General features: G+C 43.0%; 6 protein-coding genes. All 6 read right to left on the bottom strand.

The features are described from left to right. Positions 1–48: 48 nt before the first annotated feature. The 6 genes from WG943_RS20745 to WG943_RS20720 all read right to left on the bottom strand — a co-directional run bounded on the left by WG943_RS20745 (position 49) and on the right by WG943_RS20720 (position 6,636). Positions 49–1,170, bottom strand: a complete 1,122-nt coding sequence (locus tag WG943_RS20745) for a PAS domain-containing sensor histidine kinase (protein WP_340411913.1) — start codon at positions 1,168–1,170, stop codon at positions 49–51. A gap of 330 nt (positions 1,171–1,500) precedes the next feature. Beyond that, positions 1,501–3,111, bottom strand: a complete 1,611-nt coding sequence (locus tag WG943_RS20740) for an ArnT family glycosyltransferase (RefSeq protein WP_340411912.1) — start codon at positions 3,109–3,111, stop codon at positions 1,501–1,503. A 30-nt stretch (positions 3,112–3,141) separates the two neighbouring features. After that, complete coding sequence (locus WG943_RS20735; protein ID WP_340411911.1) at positions 3,142–4,020, bottom strand: SdiA-regulated domain-containing protein; 879 nt, start codon at positions 4,018–4,020, stop codon at positions 3,142–3,144. Positions 4,021–4,124: 104 nt separating this feature from the next. Then, entirely contained in the window at positions 4,125–4,580 is a 456-nt protein-coding gene (locus WG943_RS20730) for a PepSY-like domain-containing protein (RefSeq protein WP_340411909.1), read from the bottom strand. 104 nt (positions 4,581–4,684) lie between these two features. After that, positions 4,685–5,962 (bottom strand): sensor histidine kinase, encoded by a 1,278-nt coding sequence (locus WG943_RS20725; protein WP_340411908.1) that lies wholly within the window; start codon positions 5,960–5,962, stop codon positions 4,685–4,687. Next, positions 5,959–6,636, bottom strand: a complete 678-nt coding sequence (locus tag WG943_RS20720) for a response regulator transcription factor (RefSeq protein ID WP_340411907.1) — start codon at positions 6,634–6,636, stop codon at positions 5,959–5,961. The genes WG943_RS20725 and WG943_RS20720 overlap by 4 nt, the downstream gene beginning before the upstream one ends. Positions 6,637–6,796: the final 160 nt, after the last annotated feature.

The following is a 6,796-nucleotide window of genomic DNA, read 5'->3' as shown; positions in this document are numbered from 1 at the left end:
GCTCCTTTGTTGTTTTAAGCTTATAGGAACTCCCTACTTTTACTGATGCTAGGCACCCTTAACCGGAAAGTATACTTTAAACTCGGTGCCCTCTCCTACTTTAGAAGTTAACTTGATGTGCCCTCCGGCATTATCCACAATCCGTTTAACAATGTAAAGCCCAATCCCCGAACCATCTACATGGTCATGAAAGCGCTTGAACATGGTAAAGAGGTTTTTCTGATCTTTCTGGCTTATACCAAGTCCGTTGTCTTTAACTGCCAGCACAACCCAGTCATCCTCCCGAAAGGTTTTTACTTCTATTTGGCACGGGTTGGTTTGGGAGCGATATTTTATTGAGTTACTGAGCAGGTTGTACAGGATACTCCGAAAGTTTTTCCGTGAAAAGTATAAAGTCTTTACTTCAAAATTGCTTTTAATCTGGCAAGGTAGTTCAAACTCTTTACTCAAAAACATTACATCGGCCAGTATATCATCAAAAACAGTCTGTACTACTACCTGTTCCTCTTTGCCTTCTTCATCCAGGGTTCTTTTTAAGCGACTGATGGTGGTAAGGTCTTCAATTGTGCTCTTAAAACGGTTTACTGATTTTTGTATGTACCCTACCAGTTTTTCCAGTTCCTGGTCTTGTATGCCCTTTTGCTCAAAAAGATAAGTTAAGCGTTGCACCAGGCCATCAATGTTTAGAATAGGAGCTTTCAGATCATGTGAGGCGGTATAAATAAAGTTATCCAGGTCACGGTTTGTAAGGGTTAGCTCGTTGTGTTTTCGGGTTAATTCTTCCTCGGCAAGGCGCTTGTCTGTTAAGTCTTTTGTAACTTTAGTTAAACCTATTAGCTGTTTCTCTTCGCTGTAGATGGGAGTAAGTGTAATATTTGCCCAGAACAAAGAGCCATCCTTTTTTTGTCGCCAACCCTCGGCCATAAACTGCTCCTGGTGCTTTGCCTCTTCCAGTTCCTGCTCCGGCTTGTGCTGCGCCCTGTCTTCGTCGGTAAACAGCATGCCGTAGTACTTCCCTATAACATCCTCTGCGGTATACCCTTTCATTCTTTGAGCCCCTTCGTTCCAGGTTTCAATAATGCCATTGGCATCCATGGCAAAAATGGCATACTCTTTTACCTGGTCTATAAAATTAGAGGTAATGCTCTCGCTGATATACTTCGACTTCATACTACGCTATGTAGGGGTAACTATAAACGGTTTCAAGTGCCTGCTATTATAATTTAAGAAGCACACCCAGAAACTAATTAAAATTTAACGGGAAAGCGATACCAGAAGTTGATACAGAATGGCTTTGGCGTGGCATTAATTTAGCAGCTGCAGAACCATTTGTTTTGTTAGAGTCAGGCTGACGTTATACTTATAGATAACTGGGGCAGGTTATAAGCTATTCTTCAAGAAAGCACGTTACATTATGCCAGGCAACTAAGTGCAGGGATATAGATTCAGTTACGAGTGCCTTGTACCGATTGCCAACAATAATCTGCGAAATCAGGACACTTAGAAGCTCTTGTTTTTTTGGACCTTTTCGTAGTTGTAGTGCTCGCACTTATAAACCAGGAACTTCCGTATAGGTGTTCCGTTTTCATCGGTTATGATAATTGGCTCCAGCTCTGTAACTTTTTCAAAAAACCTGTTCAGTTCATCGTCTGTCTCATTGGATTTTAGCGTGTCGGTAAACCTGGATTTAGAATCGAGAAAGATCGCGTTTTTCCCGTTAAGATGGCTTAAATCTGCATGAGTTAAAGAGAACTGCAATCCATGCTTGCCAATGACATTGCCTGCATAAATAGGCTCGTCCATGTAAAAATTCAGCACAGCAGAGGTCTTGTATCCATCATCAGACACTACAAAATAGCCCGGGTATTCTCTTTTTAAAGACTTTACAGAAGCCGCCAGTTTATCCCAGCCCCACCAGGTATCATCTGACTTAACAGGTACAGGATAGAAAAGCACCTGAACCAAAAGAACAAGATGAAACACAACAGACAATATCAAGTGCCATTTTAGCTGTTTCTCTACCAGGTACATGCCCACCACTATGGCAACTGCAATGTAGGCCGGCAACAACCAATTTGATTTTACCCAGTAAACAGACGATAACACAAAAAAGAAGCTGATAACAGGCACCGAAAAAGAGAGCAAAAAGAGTTTCCTGCTGTCTGGCAAACTTTTACTGTAAAGTGCTTTTATACTTAACTTCCCTAAAACAGTAAACATGGCCACAAATAGCACAGGCATGAGCAACAGCATTTGCAGCCCTATGTTTGCGAAGAAATACGTTGGCTTAAAGTTGAATTCTGAAATAGTGCTGAACCTGCTTTTCGACTGAAAGGCAAATGATATCCAATCATTCTGCATGTTCCAGTATACTACAGGTGTTATGGTAAGTATAAAAACCAACAGCAACAGCACAAAACGCCTGGATACAAGGAGCATGCGGTGCTGTCTAGAAACCAGTAAAAACAGAGCCAGGACAAACAAAAGAAAGACAGCGGTATACTTGCTGTTAAAGGCCAGGCCCATTGTTAAGCCCGCCATTGCCCAATACAAGTATCCCTTGCTTACAAATAAGGCTTTGTATAAAAGCAGCAACGAGAGCGTCCAGAAAAACACCAGCGGAACATCCGGCAACGACACCACCGACAGGTTTGTAACCATGATGGTAGAGCCTAAAAGTATAAGGGTATTACTCGCTTTTAGCTTATTTAAAAACTGCCTCGAGAGCAAGTAAAAAACAAGCAATGTGAGGGTAGTAAGGGTAAGGTTCGCAAGCTTTATAACAAGCTCACTTTTACCAAACAAAAAAGTAAACGACTTAAGTAGATAAGCGATCATGGGCGGGTGATCGTAGTAGGAAAGCGCCGGGTGCTCGCTGTAGTAGAAGTAGTAGGCATCCTGCGGCATCAGCCCCATGTTTTGTGCAATCAATATTCTGATGATGCCAACCAGAATAAAGAGCACCAGCAGGTATTCTGCCAGTATGCGTTTGCCATAACGCTTACCAGAACGAAGCGGCGAAACTACAACAGACGGGTTGGTCATTATCGGATGTACAAAGGTTAGCCTAAACCCTAAAAAGTATAGTGTTAAGATGATAGCCTGCTGCATGCACGCAGCACTTTAGATGCTACTAAATTGCTAGATTCCCTTTGCGTACTTTACAATAACCCCTCTCCCTTTTTTGCCTCCTTCACTAGCAATGTACATCTCGCCGGAACTGCTAAAACTTAACCCCTCTGCCTGCCGGAAAACCTTCTTATCTAGCGCTACAACCCGCTTAATCTCACCCTGCTCACTTACCAGCATTATACTTTCGTTAACAGCATCTAACATATACAGGTCTCCGGAAACCGGGTGAATTTCCAGCGACGATGGCTGCAACACCGCATACTTGTCTTTTTTCTTCTTTGTGCCAGCCTGCAGGTTTGCCTGTGCCAGCGGAATAGAGATTACCGGAGACTCCTGCATTTTTTTATCACCCAGCGAAAAAGCAAATATGGCTTTGGTATCGCCCAGCTTTTGGTCATAGCCTTTGCAGGCAATTAGCAGGCGGTTGTTTTTACTGTCGAAGGCAAGCCCCTCTGTGTTTTGGCTAGAGGCTAAACCTGAAGTATATTTATTTACAGTAGGCTTTGAATCTCTGAAGTTTTCTACTTCAAAAATGGCTCCGTCGCTTCGGAGTATGTAGGCAGTGTTGCCGTTAAGTGCTATCCCCTCATAATCGCCTGGTCCGGCAAAGGCAATCTTCTCTGTTACTTTTTTCTGCTCTAAATCATAGAGGTAAATAGCGCCTTCCTCGTCCTGCACGCAAGCCATCAGGTTTTGCTCCAGCAGGGCAATTCCGGATACTTCTCTTAGCTCTTCCGGTAACTCCCACTGGGCTATTGCACCTGTAAGTTTATCTGTGCTGGCACTGTCAGGGTTAAAGGTAGAGCGGTTGCTGCTATATGAATCGCAGGCTCCCAGGCTTACACTACTTACCAACAGAAAAGAGCATATGGCGATGTATTTCTTCATAGTAATTCTCATAGTTTGATTTGATAAAACGCAAGCAGCCAAATAATTTAGCCTATCAGGTACCTGCCTTTTTAAACCAGCGGGTGCCTGATAGGCTAAATTATTTAGTCCCAATATGCAATGGCTGTCTGCTCGTTTCCCGAGTTGTCTAATACCAGATTTTTATCTTCTGTCTGGCCCTCCAGTTCTACTTGGTAATACTGCTGGCCGCCTTTCTCCAACAGCTCAATATCGTCTAGTTTATAGCTCTGATATTTTGAGCTGATCGTGTTTTTAATGGCTTCAGGAAGCTCTGTTTCAGCAACATCATACTTTGTTTGCATTACATTGCCGGCAGTGCTTAACTGCACAGTATATTCTTTACTATCAACTTCAAACTCTGCTTCATAAGTATCTTCTACTTTTTCCCACTCCACGTTTGCAGCATTTGCGTAATTGCTGCTTAAAGCATTAACAACAACAGAAGGCACCTTATTTTGCGGCACGCTCTGGCTAACACAAGAGAGAAGAAATAATGAAGAGAATGAAGCGGTTAAAACAGATACGGCTATTCTTTTCATGATTATTCTACTTTAGGTTTAATAATTTATTTATCACTAAAGTAATAGGCGAATCTGGAAAGAATTGGGAATAAGAAACGATACGTTAAATTAATCAGCTATACTTACCGGGCCGGCACCTGAAAATACACTGTTAGCTTATGCACCTCATCAAAAGCATACTGTACCCGGAAGTTGTACAGATCAGCAATGGCTTTTACAATGGGAAGGCCAAGGCCGGTTGAGCCATCGTTTTTTATACTTTTATTAAACCTGGAAAACATGCGGTTTTCATCCAGTGCGTTTTTATCGCCTGTGTTTTCTATGGTTAGTTGGTGCGCTTTTATACTTACCGTTACAGCACCGTTATGATGATTGTGTACAATGGCATTTTTGATCAGGTTGGTTAAAAGCACTGTGGCCAGATCGGGGTTCATTTGTAAGCGGCACTCCTCTTCTTCGTGTAAGGTTATACTTACTTCTTTATAAGCTGCCTGCGCCTCAAAATCATCCAGAAGGGTTTTGGTTAATTTATTTATACTTACTTCTTCCTCTGCTATAAATTGCCGGTTCTCGATTTTAGACAGCAGCAGCAGCGACTTGTTTAGCCTGGCCATGCGCTCCAGGTTGTTTATGGCTCCGGATAAGAGGCGCAGTTGTTCTTCTGTGAGGTTGTTTTCTTCTACGAGCAGCTCTAGTTTGTTTAAACTGATGGCCAACGGAGTTTGTAACTCATGAGAGGCATTCTCGATAAAGTGTTTTTGACTCAGGTAAGTATCTGTGCTGTTTTGGATAAGTTTTGCTACTGCCTGGTTTAACTCACGAAATTCATCCACGGTGGTTTCTTCGAATGTTACCTGCTCCTGTTTCTCCAGCTTAAATTTTCTGAGCTGGTGCACCAGTTTGTAAAACGGTTCCCAGGTTTTCTTCAGCAGAAAATTATTGAGCACAAGTATAACTGCCAGCAAACCCAGGTATAGCCAGAAAATGGAGTACATCAGGTCTGCGATCAGGTCATCGGTTTCGACCATGGTGTTTATGACGCGCAGTTCGTAGTAGCTCCCGTTGTGCTCAAATACCGTCTTCAGCATTCGGACCGGCTCCATGTCCTGCTCATTTTCCATGAACATTAGCGTGTCGGTGTAAACATCTGTATGGCTGAAAACCTTGGCACCTGAAACTGGTTTAATGGCATAGTTAAACTCCCCGAAGCTATGGCGCTGCAGAACAGTGCTGTCCTGCTCCACCCGCTCCATGATGAGTATTTTGTAGTTTTCCAGGCCGTCGTCCAGGCTGTCGTAAATCTCATCCAGCAGGTTGTAGTATAGTAGGGCAGCCCACCCGGTAACAACTACAAACAGGATGGCAGCCAGGTACGAAATGGTGTGGTTCAGTAGCTTCATGAAACCAGCAGTTTATACCCTATGCCGTAGATAGCCTGAATTTCCAGCTGCGCCCCGTACTCCTTTAGTTTTTTGCGAAGGTTTTTTATCTGCGAGTAAATAAAGTCAAAGCTGTCGGCTTCGTCTATCTGGTCGCCCCACACATGCTCGCCTAATGCCGTTTTGCTGACCAGGCGGTTTTTGTTTGAAATAAAGTATAGCAGTATATCATACTCTTTGCGGTTTAGCGTAAGCAGCTCTCCATCTACGTAAACTGTACGTTCGTTGGGGTCTACTTTCAGGTTGTTTAGCTCCAGAAAAAGGTTGCCCTTGAACTTACGCCGGCGCAACACCGACTTTACCCGGGCATGTAACTCGGCCATATGGAAAGGCTTCGGCAGGTAATCATCGGCACCCAGGTTTAAACCGGCTACCTTATCATCCACAGCATCTTTGGCCGATACAATAATTACACCCTGTGTGGCATTCAGCTTTTTAAGTTCTTCCAGTATCACCAAACCACTGCCATCGGGCAGGCTGATATCCAGCAAAATACAGTCGTACTGGTAAAAGTGTATTTTCTCTGAGGCGGCATCAAAGGTGGTAGCTGTTTCTACTACATACTTCTCTTCTTCAAGAGAGCGGACCATGTTGTCCAGCATTTCAGGCTCATCTTCTACTACCAGTATTTTCATAAAGTATAAAGCTAAATCAGAATTCTGAATTCTTTCTGGAATGTATAGTTTTACAAGTGCATATTACAACTCCTGCTTAGTGACGGATGCTGATTATGCTGTAAAGCAACTTATAGTTCAAGTACCGCATAGCTTTACTATAGGTTGGATTTATACTTTA

This window comes from Pontibacter sp. H249 (genome assembly GCF_037892465.1).
In the GTDB taxonomy this organism is placed as follows: domain Bacteria; phylum Bacteroidota; class Bacteroidia; order Cytophagales; family Hymenobacteraceae; genus Pontibacter.
Note: the sequence above shows the minus strand (reverse complement) of the source record. Positions and strands in the feature narration are given on the sequence as shown.